Source organism: Streptomyces aurantiacus (assembly GCF_027107535.1).
Taxonomy (GTDB): Bacteria; Actinomycetota; Actinomycetes; order Streptomycetales; family Streptomycetaceae; genus Streptomyces.
In genome coordinates this window covers 8,647,756-8,664,694 of sequence record NZ_CP114283.1, presented here as the reverse complement: position 1 = coordinate 8,664,694, position 16,939 = coordinate 8,647,756, and the positions used below count along the sequence as shown (strand labels likewise).

General features: G+C 71.4%; 13 protein-coding genes and 1 riboswitch. Of the genes, 7 read left to right on the top strand and 6 right to left on the bottom strand.

From position 1 onward, the window contains the following. The first annotated feature begins 190 nt into the window (after positions 1 to 190). Both O1Q96_RS40185 and O1Q96_RS40180 read left to right on the top strand, forming a co-directional pair. The gene (locus O1Q96_RS40185) at positions 191 to 1,492 is read left to right on the top strand and encodes a hypothetical protein (RefSeq protein ID WP_269252802.1); all 1,302 of its coding nucleotides are present in this window, start codon (positions 191 to 193) and stop codon (positions 1,490 to 1,492) included. A 226-nt stretch (positions 1,493 to 1,718) separates the two neighbouring features. Next, positions 1,719 to 2,252 carry a DoxX family protein gene (locus tag O1Q96_RS40180; protein WP_269252801.1) on the top strand — a complete coding sequence of 178 codons (534 nt, stop codon included), beginning with the start codon at positions 1,719 to 1,721 and terminating at the stop codon, positions 2,250 to 2,252. Between the two features lie 43 nt (positions 2,253 to 2,295). Here O1Q96_RS40180 and O1Q96_RS40175 read toward each other — a convergent pair whose 3' ends face one another. Together O1Q96_RS40175 and O1Q96_RS40170 are read right to left on the bottom strand one after the other, a co-directional pair. After that, positions 2,296 to 2,538, bottom strand: coding sequence for a hypothetical protein (locus tag O1Q96_RS40175; RefSeq protein WP_269252800.1), 243 nt, complete (start codon positions 2,536 to 2,538; stop codon positions 2,296 to 2,298). After that, positions 2,525 to 3,928 (bottom strand): PspC domain-containing protein, encoded by a 1,404-nt coding sequence (locus O1Q96_RS40170; RefSeq protein ID WP_269252799.1) that lies wholly within the window; start codon positions 3,926 to 3,928, stop codon positions 2,525 to 2,527. Before O1Q96_RS40170 ends, O1Q96_RS40175 begins: the two co-directional genes overlap by 14 nt. Positions 3,929 to 4,138: 210 nt before the next feature. On the opposite strand from O1Q96_RS40170, the gene O1Q96_RS40165 reads away from it, so the two are divergent. After that, on the top strand, positions 4,139 to 5,422 hold the full coding sequence (locus tag O1Q96_RS40165; protein WP_269252798.1) for an ATP-binding protein: 1,284 nt from the start codon (positions 4,139 to 4,141) through the stop codon (positions 5,420 to 5,422). Then, entirely contained in the window at positions 5,419 to 6,180 is a 762-nt protein-coding gene (locus O1Q96_RS40160; protein WP_269252797.1) for a LuxR C-terminal-related transcriptional regulator, read from the top strand. The genes O1Q96_RS40165 and O1Q96_RS40160 overlap by 4 nt, the downstream gene beginning before the upstream one ends. 133 nt (positions 6,181 to 6,313) lie before the next feature. Here the strand turns inward: O1Q96_RS40160 and O1Q96_RS40155 are convergent, their stop codons facing one another. Further along, positions 6,314 to 7,375, bottom strand: coding sequence for a C40 family peptidase (locus O1Q96_RS40155; RefSeq protein ID WP_269252796.1), 1,062 nt, complete (start codon positions 7,373 to 7,375; stop codon positions 6,314 to 6,316). Between the two features lie 457 nt (positions 7,376 to 7,832). Between O1Q96_RS40155 and O1Q96_RS40150 the strand changes: the two genes are divergently transcribed. Then, positions 7,833 to 8,186 carry a hypothetical protein gene (locus O1Q96_RS40150; RefSeq protein WP_269252795.1) on the top strand — a complete coding sequence of 118 codons (354 nt, stop codon included), beginning with the start codon at positions 7,833 to 7,835 and terminating at the stop codon, positions 8,184 to 8,186. A 109-nt stretch (positions 8,187 to 8,295) separates the two neighbouring features. On the opposite strand, the gene O1Q96_RS40145 is transcribed toward O1Q96_RS40150, so the two are convergent. Further along, positions 8,296 to 9,453: a C40 family peptidase gene (locus tag O1Q96_RS40145; protein ID WP_269252794.1), complete on the bottom strand. Its 1,158-nt coding sequence runs from the start codon at positions 9,451 to 9,453 to the stop codon at positions 8,296 to 8,298. Between the two features lie 7 nt (positions 9,454 to 9,460). Beyond that, positions 9,461 to 9,632: riboswitch (cyclic di-AMP (ydaO/yuaA leader) on the bottom strand. Between the two features lie 491 nt (positions 9,633 to 10,123). Here O1Q96_RS40145 and pcrA point away from each other — a divergent pair. After that, on the top strand, positions 10,124 to 12,610 hold the full coding sequence (pcrA, locus tag O1Q96_RS40140) for a DNA helicase PcrA (protein WP_269252793.1): 2,487 nt from the start codon (positions 10,124 to 10,126) through the stop codon (positions 12,608 to 12,610). A 262-nt stretch (positions 12,611 to 12,872) separates the two neighbouring features. On the opposite strand, the gene O1Q96_RS40135 is transcribed toward pcrA, so the two are convergent. Both O1Q96_RS40135 and O1Q96_RS40130 read right to left on the bottom strand, forming a co-directional pair. Beyond that, on the bottom strand, positions 12,873 to 14,546 hold the full coding sequence (locus O1Q96_RS40135) for a M23 family metallopeptidase (protein ID WP_269252792.1): 1,674 nt from the start codon (positions 14,544 to 14,546) through the stop codon (positions 12,873 to 12,875). Positions 14,547 to 14,825: 279 nt separating this feature from the next. Then, entirely contained in the window at positions 14,826 to 15,731 is a 906-nt protein-coding gene (locus O1Q96_RS40130; protein ID WP_269252791.1) for an esterase/lipase family protein, read from the bottom strand. Between the two features lie 543 nt (positions 15,732 to 16,274). Here O1Q96_RS40130 and icmB point away from each other — a divergent pair. Beyond that, positions 16,275 to 16,691 carry a coenzyme B12-dependent isobutyryl CoA mutase small subunit gene (gene icmB, locus O1Q96_RS40125; protein ID WP_269253914.1) on the top strand — a complete coding sequence of 139 codons (417 nt, stop codon included), beginning with the start codon at positions 16,275 to 16,277 and terminating at the stop codon, positions 16,689 to 16,691. Positions 16,692 to 16,939: the final 248 nt, after the last annotated feature.

Below are 16,939 nucleotides of genomic sequence, written 5' to 3'. Positions count from 1 at the left end.
TCTCGCAGCCGGGTCAACACGGGGGTGGGCGGTTCACCCGCGCTGACCAGACCTGGCGGCTGCGGGGGGTGTGGGGTACGGCACAATGCGCTGTCGTCACAAGGCGGTTGTGCGGCTGCGCAGATGTGCGGTGGGCGGTTGTACGCCCGATCAGGTTTTCGACGGAGCGGTGCGGAAGGCGGCAACGGGCGTGGCGGTGCAGGAGGCTGGACAGGGCATGGGGCGTGACCCCGGCCGGGGAGCCGGTCGGGGCGCGCACGAGGGCGGCTGCACCTGCGGGGGCTGTCCGCACGGGGCGCGCGAGGGCCATCGGCGGGCCGTCGCCGCGTTCCTCTCCAAGCGCGACGAACTGGCGTCGGGACACGGGCTGCCCGCCGCGGTCGCGCACTCGGCCGGGGCATCCCGGCAGTGGGTGTCCGACGCGCTGACCCAGTCCGCGGACCTCGTCGCCGAGCGTGGACGGGCCGAGGGAGAGGTGTGGCTCGGCCTCGTGTGGCGGCGGACCGTCATGGCCGTATGGGGCTTCGTGGGGATCCTGCTGCTGGTGCAGGCACTCACCGCGATCGGGGCGGGCTGGACGCCCGCGCGCACCGCGGGGCTGCTCGCCGCGGTCGTCGTGGGCGGGCTGCTGACTGCGGCCTCGTGGCTGCACCGGGCGCGCGGCGGGGTGCTGGCACCGGTCATCGGTGAGGACAACCGGCTGTCCACCTCCCGTGTGATGGCCGCCGGCTGGGTCCTGTTCGTCGTCTACGCGGTGTTGCTGCTGGCGGGACGGCTGGCCGGAGCGTCCTCGCACACGGAACGGGACGCCCTGATCGAAGGGCTCGAACTCGCCCGGGGCGCGGGCATCGTGACCGTCCTCGCCGTCGTGTGCGGGATCGCCGTCCTGGTGCGGCGGGTGGTGGGGCTGAGGGTTCTCGGACAGCGGCTGCAGAAGGTACGGGCCGACCGGCCCCGGGCCGCCGACCTGCTGACCGACGACTCCGGCCGCGGCAGTTTCGCGGACACGCAGTACGTCGTACTGGGTGCCGTCGCGCTGGTGTTCGCGGCGGTACGGCTGGCGCGGCGGCCCGACCAACTGCCGGACCTCCCGTGGGGTCTCGCGGTGGTGGTACTGGTGTCGGCCGCCACCTATGTCGCCGGGAAGTACGCCGAGGGCGGGCGGCCGGTGATCCTCTCGGTCGTGCGGGCGCGCGAGGCCGGGGACCTGGACGCGCCGATCCGGACCGGGGACGACATCGAGATCAGGGGCGCCGGGTTCGTGCCGCCCGGGGCGCAGAGCGCGGACCGGCTGTCCCGGATGGTGGTGCGGATCGGCGCGGTGCACGTGCATGTGCCGCTGGTGCCGGTGGCCGGAGGGTTCAGCAACCCGTCCGACGCGGTGCTCACCGTGCCGGTGCCCGCGGACGTGGAACCGGGGCGGGTCGAGGTGCAGGTCGTCACCGCGGCCGGGGTGGAGACGAACCGGGTGGAGATCGACGTGACGGACTGAGGGCAGGTCCCTCGGCCGCCCGGGGACACCCGGCCGGCCCCTCGCCGGGCGACCGGCCGCGTCGGCGGAACTCCCACCGGGCCACCGGGTCATCGAGGCCCAAAAGGGATGTTCGGGCGGACGTGGTGAAAATTTGTGCGTCCTGTCCTGAGCGGAGACTCGCAGTCGTACGTATTGTCTGTTGAGGGGTGAACCGTTCGGCGCGCTCGAGAGGTGGCGGAGGGCTATGGCTCACGGCATGCGGATGGACACACACTCCGGGTACACGGACGACGGCGGCGGCGGTGACTGGCGGGGAACCGCCACCCGGTACGCGCTGCTTCCGCTGAGGGTCTTCCTCGGTGTCACCTTCATCTACGCGGGGCTGGACAAGCTCACCGACAGTGCCTTCATGTCCGACGCCGGGGCGGGCTCCATCGGCGACATGATGCGTGCGGTCCGTGACTCGTCGGCCATTCCCGCCCTCGTCGACCTGTCCCTCAAGAACCCCGTCGGCTTCGGCTATGCCATCGCCCTGGGTGAGCTCGCCGTGGGGATCGGCACCCTGATCGGCCTCCTCACCCGCCTCGCCGCGTTCGGCGGGGCGCTGATCTCGCTCAGCCTCTGGCTGACGGTGAGCTGGGCCTCGGACCCGTACTACTACGGCAACGACCTCCCCTACCTGATGGCCTGGCTGCCCCTCGTCCTGGCCGGCGCGTCGGTGTTCTCCGTGGACGCCATGATCCGCTCCCGGCGCAGGCACCGGACGGGCGCCTACTAGCCACCCGCCCTCGCCGGGGTACAGCATTCCGCACGTCCGCGGCTCAGCCGCGGACGTGCTTGTCGTCCCGCCCGGGCAGCTCGCGGTGGTCGCCGCGCTGACGGCGCAGTCCGTGCGCCGCGCTGCCCGCCAGGGCCGCCAGGCACAGCCCCGCACTGGTGAGCGGGATCACCGCGAACCACGGGGTCTCCCAGAGGCCGCCCGCGTCGCCGGCGTAGACGACCCCCGTGAGGGTGAGGAAGAAGCCCGCGACGAGCCGGCCGGGCTGGAACTCATGACGCAGCACGGGCCACCTCCGCCTGTCCGATTCCGACTTCGAGAGTGAGGTCGAGCGTGCCGCCGTCCTTGCTCCCGTCCGCGGGCGCGAGGGTCAGCTCCTTGTGCTTGCCGGGAGCCACGTCCACGTCCTGCTTGTCGTCACCAGGCAACTGGATGTCACCGACACCCACCTCGATGAGCAGCTTCACCGTCGCGTCCTTCGGGACGACCACCTTGAGCTGCCCCATGCCCACCTCGGCGTTCGTCGTCACCGTCTGGCCCTTCTCCAGGTCGATCCCGCTGAGATCGAGTGTGCCGACGCCCGTGCCGACGTTGTAGTCGTCCAGTACGGCCGACGCCGTGGCCGGTGCCCAGTCCGTGCGCACCCAATGGGTGCTGATGTCCTTCGGCAGTGCCGCCGAACAGGCCAGCAGGGCCGCCGTGACGATCGCGAGGAAGACCGACCCCGCTCCCGTACGCCCGAGGAACGCGCTCACCGCGATGCCCAGGCCGAGCACGGCGAGCGCACAGGCCAGACCGGTCTGCAGACTGGTGCCGAGCGCGTGGTCCTCCCAGGTCAGGCTCGTACCGAGCCCGCCCGCGAGGAGGGCGAGCAGGAACACCCAGCCGCCGATCCAGCGGGAGCCGCGCGGTGTGGCCTCCCGCGACCGCGGATCCCTGCCGGAACCGCCGCCGTGCGCGATGGTGACCGCCGCCGCGATGTCACGCTCCCGCGCGCCCCTGGGGCCCCACAGATAGCCCGTGCCGCCCTCGTACGTGCCGTCCTTGACGATGGGCTCCCGCCACCAGGAGGGGAAGGAGGCGGGCACGGGCGGGGCCTGGGCCTCCGGCGGGGCGTCGGCGACGGCCTGGGCGGCGAGCGGGTCGGGGTCGTGGGCGCCGCGCTGCCGCGACCAGTAGCCGGCGCCCGCGAGCAGCAGCGCGAGCGTCGCCGCGAAGGTCAGCACGCCGCTGTTGTTCAGCATGGAGAGGAACACCCCGCACCCGACCAGGGCGAACAGCACGGCGGCCAGCGCATGGCCGTCCACGCGGCCGGTGAGGAGCTTGCGCACCTCGTTCTCCTCCTCGTCGTCGTAGGCGACGAAGAGCCAGGCGAAGCCGTAGAAGATGAGGCCGATGCCGCCGGTCGCCGAGAGCACCGCGAGCACGATCCGGAAGATCACCGGGTCCATGTCGCACTGCCGCCCGAGCCCCGCGCACACACCGCCCAGCATCTTGTGCCGCCGGTCGCGCCGGAACCCGCGCGCGACCCCGGGCACCTCCGGGTCCCCGCCCTCCCCGCGCTCCCCGGGCGGGCGCGGCCCCCCGCCCGCGGCCGCCGGGGCGCCCGCGGGCACGGCGTCCCGCGGCTCGGCACCCGGGGCCGGGCCCGCCGCGGCGTGCTGCTGATCTGTCATACGTCCATGGTGACGGCCGAGGCGGCCCGGCGGCAGTCGGTACGACCCTGGCCGAACCCTGAGATCGACCCCGGGAACAACCCTCATACGCGGCGTACAGGCCGTCACGGCCCCTCCGGCGCCGTCCGGGAGGCCGGGTTTCGAAGATCAGGGGAGTCTCGGGGGTGGACCCTGATGCCCGGCGGCGCCCGGCATGTGAACATCGATGGCATGCCGGAAGCCGCAACTCTGACCGTCGAGGACCCGCGGCCTCCGCGCAAGCTCTACCGCAGCAGCGACGGACGCTGGCTCGGGGGCGTGGCGCGGGGGCTCGCGGGGCATCTCGGCCTGCCCGTGATCTGGGTGCGGCTGGTCTTCGTGGGCCTGTTCATGGCGGACGGCCTGGGAGCCCTGCTGTACGCGTCGTTCTGGTTCTTCGTCCCGCTCGGCGTCGGCGGCGTGGACGCCCAGCGGCCTCCCGCGCTCGCCACCGAGACGGCGCCCGACGGCCGCCGCAGGCTCGTCGCCCGCAAGCCCGACAAGGGCCAGATCGTCGCGCTGCTCGCCATGGTCGTGGTGGCCATGATCTTCGTCGGGAACGTCGATCTGAGCGGCGGGGCCAAGGCCTACCTCTGGCCCACCGTCCTCGTCGGCGCGGGCGTGGCCCTGGTCTGGCGCCAGGCGGACAATGCGCGGCGGGCCCGCTGGATGGAGGCCGGCCGCCGCAAGCGCACGATCTCACTGCTCCGCTCCGCGGCCGGGGTCCTGCTCGTCGCCGCGGGAGTCTCCGGGATGTTCGTCCTGCAGGGCTCCGCCGCCCACCTCGGTTCGGTGCTGCAGGCCGCGCTCGCCGTCCTCGTCGGGATAGCGCTGCTGGCCGGTCCGTATCTCGTGCGCATGACCCAGGACCTCTCCGAGGAGCGCCTGATGCGCATCCGCGCGCAGGAGCGGGCCGAAGTCGCCGCGCACGTCCACGACTCGGTGCTGCACACCCTGACACTGATACAGCGCAACGCGGAGAACGCGAGCGAGGTCCGGCGCCTCGCCCGCGCCCAGGAGCGCGACCTGCGCAACTGGCTCTACAAACCGGAGGGCACCGGCAAGGACGAGGCGGAGGAGCCCGACACCCTCGCCGAGGCCGTCAAGCGCAGCGCGGCGGAGGTCGAGGACAAGCACGGGGTTCCCATCGAGGTCGTGGTCGTCGGCGACTGCCCCCTCGACGACAGGACCGGCGCCCAGATGCAGGCCGCGAGGGAAGCCATGGTGAACGCGGCCAAGTACGGTGGCGAGGGCGGCGCGGTGCAGGTCTTCGCCGAGGTCGAGGGAAGGACCGTCTTCGTGTCGGTCCGGGACCGCGGTCCCGGATTCGACCTGGACTCGATACCCGCCGACCGCATGGGCGTCAGAGAATCGATCATCGGCCGCATGGAGCGCAACGGCGGGACGGCGCGGCTGCGCGCGGTGCCGGGCGGCGGCACGGAGGTCGAGCTGGAGATGGAGAGGGCGGAGACATGAGCGACGCGAACGAACCGACCGGAGCGGCCGGGCCGGACGCCGGTGCGCCCGGCGCGGGCGCGGCCGGCGCCCCCGATCCGGCCGTCACCGGCCCCGGACGACACGTGCGCGTGGTCCTCGTCGACGACCACCGCATGTTCCGTACGGGAGTCCAGGCGGAGATCGGGCAGACCGAGCGGACCGGCGTCGAAGTGGTCGGCGAGGCCGCGGACGTCGACCAGGCGGTCACGGTCATCACCGCGACCCGCCCCGAGGTCGTCCTCCTCGACGTGCACCTGCCGGGCGGCGGCGGGGTCGAAGTCCTGCGCCGCTGCTCGCCGTTGATGGCCGACGCCGAGCAGCCGGTGCGGTTCCTCGCGCTGTCCGTGTCCGACGCCGCGGAGGACGTCATCGGTGTGATCCGCGGCGGCGCCCGTGGCTACGTCACGAAGACGATCACCGGCACCGACCTCGTCGACTCCGTCTTCCGCGTCCAGGACGGCGACGCGGTCTTCTCGCCCCGCCTGGCCGGCTTCGTCCTCGACGCGTTCGCGTCGACCGACGCCCCGCCCGTCGACGAGGACCTCGACCGCCTCACCCAGCGCGAGCGGGAGGTCCTGCGCCTCATCGCCCGCGGGTACGCGTACAAGGAGATCGCCAAGCAGCTGTTCATCTCGGTGAAGACCGTCGAGTCGCACGTGTCGGCGGTGCTGCGGAAGCTGCAGCTGTCGAACCGGCACGAGCTGACGCGGTGGGCGACAGCGCGACGGCTGGTCTGACGGCAGGGTTCCACCGCACGGTCTGGAAGTCCGTGCGGTCGACGTGCCGACCTGCTCCGCGGCGCGACGCAGGTCGGCCGGGCCGCGGTCCCGGCCGGTGGGGGCCGCGACGCCTGCGGCGAGGCAGGCCCGCTCACGCCACGCGAGTGGCCCCCGCGAACGGCATCTCGTCGATCGGCGCCACCCGCACCGGCGCCGACGGGTTGGGCGCGTGCACCATCTGTCCGTTGCCCACGTACAGCCCCACATGGCTGATGCCCGAGTAGAAGAACACCAGGTCCCCGGGCTGCAGTTCGGACCGGGACACGCGTCGGCCCGCGTTGATCTGCGCGTACGTCGTCCGGGGCAGCGAGAGGCCCGCGGCGCGGTACGCGGCCTGCATCAGACCCGAGCAGTCGAAGGCGGCGGGGCCCGTGGCACCCCACACGTACGGGCTGCCGAGCTTCCCGTAGGCGTAGGAGATCGCCGCCGCCGTACGGGAGTTGGGCGCCTGTGCGGAGCTACCCGCGCCCAGGTCGCGCGGCGCCGGGGCGGATCGTGAGGCGCGGGCGGTGTCCGCGTCGTCCGCACCGATCCGCGCCCGGTCCTCGTCCGACAGCCCCGACAGGAGCCGGCGCGCCTCGCCCAGCTTCCCGGTGACCGTCTTCTTGTGCCGCTTCAGTTCCGCCTGCTGCGCCTTCAGCGACGTGAGCTCGACGTGCGCGGCCCCGCGCAGCTGCTCGATCTCGCGCAGCTGGGTCCGTACGCGCGAAACCGTCGAGGCCTGCCTGTTGCCTGCGCGCTCGGCGAACGCGGCCCCCTCCAGGTACTGGTCGGGGTCCGAGGAGAGCATCAGTGCCAGAGAGGGATCGACGCCCCCGTCCCGGTACTGGGCGGTCGCCAGCGAACCGAGCGCGTCCCGCTCGGAGTTGAGCCGCTCCGTCTTGCGCGCGGCCTCGTCCTGCAGGGTGCCGAGCCGCCCCGCCGCCTTCCCGGACTTCTCCTTCGCCCCGTTGTACTTCTCGGTGGCGACCTCCGCCTCCTGGTACAACTTGTCGACCTTGGCCCTCACCTGAGCCGGCGTCAGCTCGGGCGAAGCGGCTCCGGTCCCGTCGAACCCGGTCGCGCTCGCCGCCCCCGCGAGGGCGATGGTGAAGGCGGTACGGGCCGTACCACCGCCGAGTGAGCGCTGTCTGGGCTTACGGTGCGCTGCCACGTGCGATCCACGTTCCTTCCGTACGGCCGCCGGGACACGATGTGTCCGAGGCGGCGGTTCTCAGGGGCCGGTTGCACGTCCGGCGGCGGCCCGCACAGGGGGAGCGGGACGCCGCCGGACCCTTCTCGGCGGTGGCGCCGGCAGCCGCCCCTGGCCCGGGCGGTTGTGGTGGGAAGCCGGTCACCTCGGGAAGGACGCTAAACCTGGTGATGTGCCCGGGGTAACGGCATGTACGGAAGTGGTGACAGTCGGGCACGGGCTGACCGGATGCGACCGCGATCCGGGCCAGGCGCCACCGACTTGGCGCGATGGGCTGACCGAAGCGCGGATTGCGGGGGAGCGGCACGCAGGACGGTGCTATGGGCTCCGCCAGGGGGTGCCGAGCAGGCTGCCGCAGGGGTGTCCGGACCGGGGTGGTGCGAGGCGGTATCCGGACGTCCGGTTAGGGTCCGGGCTCATGGACGTACTCATTCATGTCTTCGTCGCCCTGCACATCATCGGCATCGCCTCCCTGCTGGGCGGATTCCTCACCCAGATGAGGGCGATGGGCGACGGCACGGCCCGCTTCACCCCCGCGATGCTCCACGGCGCGCTGACCATGCTGGTCACCGGCGCGGTCCTCGTCGGCCTGAACCAGGCCGACGACCAGACCGTCAACAACATCAAGATCGGCGTGAAACTGGCGCTGCTGGTCGTGATCCTCGGCCTCGTCTACGTGAAACGCGACGAGGAGAGGGTGGAGAAGGAACTGTTCGGCCTGGTCGGGGCACTGACCACGGCGAACATCTTCATCGCGGTTCTCTGGACCTGATCTCCGGCCGGGCCTGATCCCGGGCCGGACCGGGGCACGCGCGCGTGCCGTGCCCCCCGTCGTGCCTCCCGCCCCGAGGGCCCCTGGGCCCCCGCCCCGAGCGGCGCCTCTACGCCGGCCGCACCACGCTGTGGATCGGCATGTAGTAGACCGACTCCTCGCGGACGTACGAGCCCGGCTTCGGGGCGTGGATCATCATGCCGTCGCCGATGTAGACGCCGACGTGGCTGATGTCGTCGTAGAAGAAGACGAGGTCACCGGGCTGAGCGCTGTTCAAGGAGACCGTCGAACCGGTCTTGACCTGGTCCCACGTCGTGCGCGGGAGGGTGACACCGGCGGCCTTCCAGGCGCCCTGGGTGAGGCCGGAGCAGTCGTACGAACCGGGGCCGCTCGCGCCCCAGACGTACGGCTTGCCGATCTGGGCACGGGCGAAGGCGAGCGCCTTGTCGGCCTTGGCGGTGGAGGCGGAACCCGGGCCGGCGCCCGGCACGCCTCCCGTTCCCGTGGAGGTCCCCGTGCCGGGCTGGGCCTGTGCGGCCGCCTCCTGCCGCCGGCGGTCCGCGTCGGCCGCCTGCCGCCGGGCCAGTTCGTCGGCCCTGCGACGGGCCTCCTCCTGCTTCTCCCGCTCGATCGCGGCGAGCCGGACCCTCTCCTCGGCGGTCAGCTTCGAGAGGAGCGCGCGGGCCTCGGCGAGCTTCCGCTGGACATCGGCCTTGGACGTCTTCAGCGTGCTCTGCGTCGTGGTGAGCGTCTCCAGCCCCTCGGACGCCTCCTGCCGCTTCTTGGTGGTGGCGGCCTGCTGCGTCGCGTAGTCGTCGACGGCCTGCTGCTGGCGGGCCGTCAGCCGGTTCATCAGCTGGGTCCGGTCGAAGTAGTCCTGCGGGTTGTCCGCGAGGAGGAGGGACGCCGAGTCGGGGGCGGAGGCTCCCGTGCGGTACTGCGCGGAGGCGAACGTCCCGAGGTCCTCGCGGGCGGCGTTGAGCTTCTCCGTGCGCTGCGCCACGTCGTCGAGCAGAGTGCCGACGCGCTTGCGCTGCTTGGTGGTCTTCTCCTTGGCCGCGTTGTACTTCTCGGTGGCCGTACCGGCCTGCTGGTAGAGGTCGTCGATCTTCTTCTGGACCTCCTCCGTGCTCGGCGTGGGCTCCGTGGCCGGCGAGGCGTCCGCCGTCTGGGAGAGCAGGGCCACCGAGGTCAGAGCCGCGGTGGCGAGGGCCGGGGTCCGTATGCCCATGGGACCGGGGGGCCGCGACTTGCGGTGTGGCGCCACGAGGGCGTCTCCTTCCGTGATCCGCCTACCGGGTTAGCTGTCGGGTTCGGGCGGGTGCTTCGGAAGGTTTGCCCTACGGTCCTTGTCCCGCGAGGGAGTCGGACCGATTCACCCCAGGATCGGTTGGGTCCCCGGTTCCGGCGGCCGCGAAGGCGTGCCGGATTCGGCGGAGTCCGCTCGGCCCGGCGATGTTCGCCGGTGCGGGTCGAGCGGCCTACAGGAAAGTTAGCCAATTCGTGTGGCTCCTGTGAAGTTTGATGTGCGAAATGCCCGATACATTTTCGTGACCTCGAAGTTTGATCTTGCCCTCCGGTGTCAATTGTCCCTGATATGTGCTGAGTTGTCCGGAGGGGTGGCTTCCGGTCGGCGAGGGCGTTGGCTTTCAATCAGCCAGAATTGGGCGGCAGCGCCGAACCGTGGAGGCGCGAGCGGGCAGGTGGTTCCACGTCGACGCGCAGGCCGGCTCGGCCCGCTCGGTGACGGAACGCGACTCGGTGACGGAACGCGACGGGCTCGATGGGGAGAGTGAGGGGCCGGGGGTGCCCGGTACCTGTGGGGCTCCCGCGTCCGGGGGGGCGTCGCCGGGTGAGGGCGGCCGCCGCGTTCGGATTCCGCCGAGTTTCCGGGGTGGCGGCGGGGTGTCAGTGGGGGCGCCTAGACTCGGAGAGCGATGAGCAGCCTCTTTGACGACAGCTTCCTGGCGGACCTCAAGCCCTCGCAGGCCCACGAGGAAGAGCCCCCGCCGCCGCCCGAGGACCAGGCGCCGGATCCCGTGCCGGACGACTTGTTCGGCGGTCGCTTCGACGTGCCGCCGAGCAGGGAGGGGTACTACCGGGACGGCGCCTCCAGGCCGCTCGTGGACCCGGCCGCCCTCCTGGACGGGCTGAACGAGAACCAGCGCGCGGCGGTGGTCCACCACGGCTCCCCGCTGCTCATCGTGGCCGGTGCGGGCTCCGGCAAGACGCGGGTGCTCACGCACCGGATCGCCCACCTGCTGGGCGAGCGCCGGGTGCACCCGGGCCAGATCCTCGCGATCACCTTCACGAACAAGGCCGCGGGCGAGATGAAGGAGCGCGTCGAGCAGCTCGTCGGCCCGCGTGCCAACGCGATGTGGGTGATGACCTTCCACAGCGCGTGCGTCCGCATCCTGCGCAGGGAGTCGAAGCAGCTCGGCTTCACGTCGTCCTTCTCGATCTACGACGCCGCCGACAGCAAGCGCCTCATGGCCCTGGTCTGCCGCGACCTGGACCTCGACCCCAAGCGGTTCCCGCCGAAGTCCTTCAGCGCCAAGATCTCGAACCTGAAGAACGAGCTGATCGACGAGGAGGACTTCGCCGTCCAGGCCACCGACGGCTTCGAGAAGACCCTCGCCCAGGCCTACGCGATGTACCAGTCGCGGCTGCGCGAGGCGAACGCGCTGGACTTCGACGACCTGATCATGACGACGGTCAACCTCCTGCGTGCCTTCCCCGACGTCGCCGAGCACTACCGCCGTCGCTTCCGCCACGTCCTCGTCGACGAGTACCAGGACACGAACCACGCGCAGTACGCCCTGGTGCGGGAGCTCGTCGGCACCTCCGAGCACCCGGTCGACGTACCGCCCCGCGAGGACGACCTCCAGCCCGCCGAGCTGTGCGTCGTCGGTGACGCCGACCAGTCGATCTACGCCTTCCGCGGTGCGACCATCCGCAACATCCTCCAGTTCGAGGAGGACTACCCGAACGCGACGACGATCCTGCTGGAGCAGAACTACCGCTCCACCCAGACGATCCTCACCGCGGCCAACGCGGTCATCGAGCGCAACGAATCGCGCCGCCCCAAGAACCTGTGGACCAACGCGGGCGCGGGCGCCAGAATCACCGGCTACGTCGCCGACACGGAGCACGACGAGGCCCAGTTCGTCGCCGACGAGATCGACCGTCTCACCGACTCGGGCGACGCGAAGGCGGGCGACGTCGCCGTCTTCTACCGTACGAACGCCCAGTCCCGTGTCTTCGAAGAGGTCTTCATCCGTGTCGGCCTGCCCTACAAGGTCGTCGGCGGCGTCCGCTTCTACGAGCGCAAGGAGGTCCGGGACGTCCTCGCGTACCTGCGTGTGCTCGCGAACCCGGAGGACTCCGTACCACTGCGCCGCATCCTGAACGTGCCGAAGCGCGGCATCGGCGACCGCGCCGAGGCCATGATCGACGCGCTCTCCCAGCGCGAGAAGATCAGCTTCCCGCAGGCCCTGCGCCGCGTCGACGAGGCGTACGGCATGGCGGCCCGCTCGACCAACGCCGTCAAGCGGTTCAACACGCTGATGGAGGACCTCCGGACGATCGTCGAGTCGGGCGCGGGCCCGGCGACGGTCCTGGAAGCGGTGCTCGAACGGACCGGCTACCTCGCCGAGTTGCAGGCCTCGACCGACCCGCAGGACGAGACCCGCATCGAGAACCTCCAGGAACTGGCCGCGGTGGCCCTGGAGTTCGAGCAGGAGGCCGGTGAGGGCGAGACGCCGGCCGGGCTCTCCGCGTTCCTGGAGCGGGTCGCGCTCGTCGCCGACTCCGACCAGATCCCGGACGAGGACGACGACGGGTCCGGAGTGATAACGCTCATGACCCTCCACACCGCCAAGGGCCTCGAATTCCCCGTGGTGTTCCTGACCGGCCTGGAGGACGGCGTCTTCCCGCACATGCGCGCGCTCGGCCAGACCAAGGAGCTGGAGGAGGAGCGGCGCCTCGCGTACGTCGGCATCACGCGCGCGCGGGAGCGGCTGTACCTGACGCGGGCGTCGATGCGCAGCGCCTGGGGGCAGCCCTCGTACAACCCGCCGTCCCGCTTCCTGGAGGAGATCCCGGACACGCATCTGGACTGGAAGCGCACCGGGTCCATGGGCGCGGTGCCCTCCGGTCCGGCCGGTGGCGTGGCGGCCTCCCTGTCCTCCTCCCGCTCCCGCTCGGCCGCCTCCGGCGCGTCCGGCTTCGCGACACGGCGGGGTGCCGCGGAGAAGCCGGTGGTGTCGCTGGCCGTCGGGGACCGCGTCACACACGATCAGTTCGGCCTCGGCACGGTGGTCGGCGTGAAGGGCACGGGGGCGAACGCGGAGGCGACGGTCGACTTCGGCGCGGAGAAGCCGAAGCGTCTGCTGCTGCGCTACGCGCCGGTGGAGAAGCTGTAGCCCTCCCCCGGGCCCTCGGAGCCGCCCGCGGGACTTGGGCTGCCTGACGGTCCGGGGATGCCGGGAGATCTGCGGGTCGCCTGGCGGTCAGGGGCTCTTCGAGGGCGGGATCGCGAGCCTGCGGCCCGTCCGGGATCCGAGGACGAGGCCGTTCAGACCGATAGACGGGTTCTGGAGGGTGGCGCCGCCGGAGGAGTCCGAGGAGTCCGCACAGTCCGACCCGGCTCTGACGGCCGCCTCGGCGGTCCTGCCGGAGGCCGGCTCAGGTCGGGCTGAGTCCGTGGCTGCGCAGCCACGGGAGCGGGTCGATCGCCGAACCGCCGGCGGGGCGTACCTCGAAGTGCAGATGCGGCCCGGTGGAGTTGCCGGAGTTGCCGGAGTACGCGATGGGGTCGCCGGCCTTCACGACGGTCCCCGAGGCGACCTTGTACGTGGAGAGGTGGCAGTACCAGGTCTCCGTACCGTCCTTGGCCGTCACGATGATCATGTTCCCGTACGCGCTGTTCCACTGCGTACGGACGGTCCCGTCCGTCGCGGCCATCACCGTCGTGCCGTACGAGACGGGGAAGTCGATGCCGGTGTGCACGGACATCCAGTTGATGCCGGCCTGGCCGTAGTAGGCGCTGAGCCCGTGCCGCGCGACCGGCAGCGCGAACTTCGGACGCAGCCGCTCCTTGCGGGCCGCCTCCGCCGCCGCCTTCTGCTTCTCGGCGACCTGCTGGGCCTTCAGGTCGATACGTTCCTGCGTCCGGCTCGCCCGGTCGGCGAAGTCGTCCGCGTCCGCGGAGAGGTTCTCGAGCTGGGTGTCCAGCTGGTTGTTCGCGGCCGACGGCTGCACGGCGCTCACATCGGGTGCGGCGGCTGTCGTCTGCACCTCGTCCTCGCCGCCGCCACCGGTCACGGATGCGGCGGCGATACCGGCGACGCCCATCACACACGCCGACGGAACGGCGATCGTCAGCAGCGCGGAACGCTTGGGCGGGGTGCGGCGGCGCGACCGGGAGGAAGCGGAACGGCCCGCCGCGCGGGACGCGGCACGGGAGCCCGGCGCGGCGGTGGCGGCGGGAGCGGTCTCCTCGGCGCCGTCAGGAAGGGGGGACTCGTCGTGAGCGTGGGTATCAGCGTCCGCGACGTCGTCGGCCCGGTCGGAGTGGCCGAAGTCGTCCTGCGCGGTGGCCTGTTCCTCATACGGAAGCTGCTCGAACGTGCTGGTGGCCTGCTGGTCGAACGGGACCTGACCGTCGTGCGTGTCCTGGTGGTCGTACGACTCGTGGTCCGTCTGCACCGGCTGGTGGACCTGGGTCCGGGTCTGGTGCTGCTCGCCGCCGTCCGAGTTCCAGGCCGTGGCGTCGTAGGTGCCCGTCTCGAAGGTCGGCGCGGTCCACTGCTGGGTGGGGTCGACCGGGTCGGCCTGCAGCCACGCGTTCGCGTCCCACTGCCCGGTGCCGTCCGGGTTCCCGGCCTGTGTCGGGATCTCGCCCAGCTGCTGATAACCGGCATCCGGCCAGACACCGCTCGTGTCATAGCTGCCGGTCTCGTAGGCGGCGTGGTGCTGGGCCGCGTACGGGTCGTAGTTCAGTGTCTGGTGGCCACCGGTGGAATGCGCCCAGCCACCGCCCTGCGACGCTCCCGTCGCGGCGTCGTACGAACCCGTACCGCCGCTTCCGTCGGTTCCACTCCCGTTGCCGGGAAGGTCGCCGAAGAGGGGATCGGTGTCGAACGTGGTCGTCGCGTAGGCGCCCGTTGTGTCGTAACTGCCCGTCGTTCCGTACGAGCCGGACGCGGAGGCATCAAAACCGGTGGCGGGGTACCCGTCGCACATGGTGAAGTCGCCGTACGGGACTCCCTGCTGGCCAGGGGACGCGTAATGCGCCGTGGCGGCTTCGGGAGCCGGAGCCGGGGGAGTTACGGTCCCCGACGGGTGACGGTCGTTCACCAACTTCTCTTTCGCCTCGACGACAGGGGCTGGCAGAGCAGTGCGGCGACTGTACCCGGCGGTATGAGGGCGCGACAATCTTCAGCAGGTTTCCTCTTCTCAGGAAAGGGGCATTCGGATGTCTTTCGGCGGAGGACGGGCACAGCCTTGGCCTTGCGTTCGATGAACGTTCGAAGAAACGGCGTCTCCTGAGCCCGATTCGGCTTCCGCTTACGGCACTTCCCCCCACGTGCCATTGCCCTGCTTCGGGGTGAGCCGTGCCCTGATGCCCGCTTCCGGTTACGCCACCGTCAGGCCGCCGGCATGAGCGGCGACGCGGGCGGTCGTCTCCTCGACGTCCAGGGCCTGTCGTACGCCGAGCGCGACCGCCGGGTGCACCGGCAGGGCGAGATGTCCGATTCCGGTCACTCGCACGTTCTGTGCGAGGAGGTCCGGATGCTCGATGCACGCCGTCTCCAGCGGGTCCATCAACTGGTCGAGGTCGCTCCAGAAACTGACGAACCGCGTGCGGCAGTGGGGGGCCGGCTTGCCCAACTCGTCGAGCACGCCGGAGCCCGGGCGCATCTGCCGGACGATCGGGTGGGCGTTCATCAGCGGAACGACCCGCGTGCCCCCGTGCGGCGTGCCCAGCGTGACGAGGGTCCGGACGCGGACGTCACCCCCGAGGCACTGCACGTAATAGCGCGCGATCAGTCCGCCGAGGCTGTGCCCGACGATGTCCACCTCGTCGCGGCCGGTGCGCTCGCAGATCTCCTCTATGTGCCGGCCGAGCAGCTCGGCCGCGGCCCGTATGTCGCAGGTCAGCGGAGAGTAGTTGAGCGACTCGATCTGCTGCCGGCCGTGCTGGGCCAGCGAGCGGCGCAGCAGCACGAAGACCGAGCGGTTGTCGATGAAACCGTGCAGCAGCACGACCGGGGGCTTCTCCGGGGTGGGGAGCCGGGTGGCGTCCGCGACGGGGACCGCGCCGAGATCGGTGTCGGGCAGTTCGGACAGGGGCCGGGGCGGGACCGGGGACGCGCGGCGCTCCGGGGTGATGCCGGAGGGGTAGAGGAGGAGGTGGCCCGCGAGGATCGCGATCTCCAGGGCCGTCGCCTTCAGCAGAGTCAGTGAGAAACCGGCCAGCCTGTCGGGAAGCAGACGCCGGCACAGTGGAAGCAGGGGCAGTACTGCCCTGGTGACCTTCATGGCCGACCTCCCGTCGGCGCACGGCAGGACCCCTCTGTCCCCCGTGTGCCCTCGTGGGAAGCCGGTGGTGAGAGACGGCGACAGCGCACGTGCGGTGTGGGTGACACCGGTGGAGCGACGGGGTGGCCCGTCGTCGTGCGATCACCGAAGCGCCGCACCACCCCGTCGCGCGTGTGACGGCGCGGAGGTGCGGAGACCTCTTAGCGGCTTCCCTTGCGCTCGTCCCGGGTGCGAACCGTTTGTCGCGGTGTACGGGTCGATGCGCGGCGAACTTGTCCCTTCGTGTGATTTCCCCCTCGGTCTCCACCGCGAAACTGCCGGTTGCGGGATGGTGGAGATAACGTTCGTTCACATTCCCGGACCGGGTGGCGTGAGGCGGCTGTGCCCACGGGGTACATCGGAGGTGGCGCGGCGGCGGTGAACCGCCGTCTCGGTCGCCGGGTGCGGTCGGTCGGTACGGGTGGCAGGTACGGGCAGCCGGTACGTGCGGTCGCGGTACGGGTAGTTTCTGCAGATCGGTGCAGTCGGTTCATGGAGGCAGTGATGGGTGTGGCAGCCGGTCCGATCCGCGTGGTGGTGGCCAAGCCCGGGCTCGACGGGCACGACCGCGGAGCGAAGGTCATCGCGCGGGCGCTGCGCGACGCCGGTATGGAGGTCATCTACACCGGTCTCCACCAGACGCCCGAGCAGATCGTGGACACGGCGATCCAGGAGGACGCCGACGCGATCGGTCTCTCCATCCTTTCCGGCGCGCACAACACGCTGTTCGCCGCGGTCATCGAGCTCCTCAAGGAGCACGAGGCCGAGGACATCAAGGTGTTCGGCGGCGGGATCATCCCCGAGGCGGACATCCCGCCGCTCAAGGAGAAGGGCGTCGCCGAGATCTTCACCCCCGGGGCCACGACGACGTCCATCGTGGACTGGGTGCGCGCCAACGTCCGGCAGCCTGCCGGCACGTAGGGCTCCGCCGGTTCGGCGGGACGTGTGGGGTGGATCGGATCGGTGCGCGTGCGGGCGTGCATGCGTGGGCGGGTGTGGGTCGCCTGTGGCTGGTCGCGCAGTTCCCCGCGCCCCTGGGGAGGCTGGGGCTGGGGGTACTTTCCCTCCGGGCTCGGCCGGTCCCACGCGGGTGGCTGCCGGTGCAATGCGCGGGCGCGGGCAGGCGAGGTACGGCCTCGCGAACATTCCGACGCACTGACGCACTGACG